Annotated in this window: 1 protein-coding gene; it reads left to right on the top strand. The window is 72.9% G+C overall.

The features are described 5' to 3' along the window. On the top strand, positions 1-1,421 hold a 1,421-nt coding region (locus G6017_RS13880), incomplete at its 5' end, for an N-acetylmuramoyl-L-alanine amidase (protein ID WP_182617868.1). Positions 1,422-1,503 lie beyond the last annotated feature (82 nt).

The raw sequence follows: 1,503 nt of genomic DNA, 5'->3' as shown, positions 1-1,503 counted from the left end.
CCGAGCCCGCCCCCGCGCGGCCCGCCTCCGCCGACGCCCCGCCAGTCCCGACCCGCTACGCGGACATCAAACCCGTCGCGGAGTCCGCCGACCTCCGGTCCGACTCGGTCACCGCCGTCCTGATCTCCCCCGACGCCACCCCGACCCCCGACCCGGAGTCGTTCGGGGACATCACAGCGCAGGGCGGGACCGGAGCGAACGGTGACATCGCGGCCAGGCAGCCGGCGATCATCAGCCGCGCCGGCTGGGGCGCCGACGAGTCCATCCGCTGCCGCAACGCCACCTACGACCCCACGCTCGCCGCCGCCGTCGTCCACCACACGGCCGGCAGCAACAACTACACCCGCGAGGGCTCGGCCGGCGTCGTGCGGGGCATCTACACCTACCACGCACGCAACCTGGGTTGGTGCGACGTCGGGTACAACGTCATGGTCGACAAGTACGGCCAGGCCTTCGAGGGCCGCCACGGCGGCCTCAACCGCAACGTCCAGGGTGCACACGCCGGCGGCTTCAACGGCAACACCTGGGGGATCTCGATGATGGGCGACTACTCGACCGTCGCCCCGCCCGAGGCCACCGTGCGCAAGATGGGTGAGATCATCGGCTGGCGCCTGTCGGTCGCCGGGGTCAACCCCAAGGGTTCCGACACCCACTACTCCGAGGGCACGTCCTTCACCAGGTACCCCATGGGCGCCGCGGTCCGGTTGCCCAACATCTTCGCCCACCGCGACGTCGGCAACACCTCGTGCCCCGGCGACGCGGGCTACGCCAGGATGGGTCAGATCCGCGACATCGCGGCGGCTTACGCCCAGAGCGGCGGCGGGACCCCGGCTCCGACCAACCCCACTCCCCCGGTCACCAACCCCGGGACGACCCCGCGGCCGGGCACCGGTGGGACGACGATCCCGGACGTCACCCAGGGCAGTGTCCAGGACGCGGTGACCTCCGCGCTCCGGACCGTGCTGTCCGGTGGCCGCCTCGACGCCGCCGCGCTGACCCGGATCCTCACGGGTGGGAAGACGCTGGCCGACATCCCGTTCGACGCCGGCTCGGTGCAGGCCGCGGTCGGCGGGGACCTGGGCTCCGTCGGGAATCTGATCGGCGGCGACTTCGCCAGGCTCGCCTCGCAGTTCGCCGGCCCGCTCGGACAGGTCCTCTCCGGCGTCCAGAGGTTCGGCAACGTGTCCCTGGTGAAGCACGAGAACGGTGCGGTCTACTCCTCCCCCGAGACGGGCACCCACCCGGTGTGGGGCGTGATCGGTGACGCCTGGGCCTCCCAGGGCTTCGAGCACGGACCGCTCGGCCTGCCGGTCTCGAGTGAGGCCGGACGCGGGGACGGCACGGTCGCCCAGCGCTTCGAGGGCGGCACGCTGGTCTTCGACCCGGCCACCAAGGAGCTCACGGTCGAGCCGAACCCCTGATCCCCGGCCGACGCCGAGCGTCGGCCGACCAGACTCGCGGACCGGGTCCCACCAGGTGTGCCCGCCGCCCCGTCACCGGGGC

This window comes from Dietzia sp. B44, assembly GCF_014145245.1.
Taxonomy (GTDB): Bacteria; Actinomycetota; Actinomycetes; order Mycobacteriales; family Mycobacteriaceae; genus Dietzia; species Dietzia natronolimnaea.
Note: the sequence above shows the minus strand (reverse complement) of the source record. Positions and strands in the feature narration are given on the sequence as shown.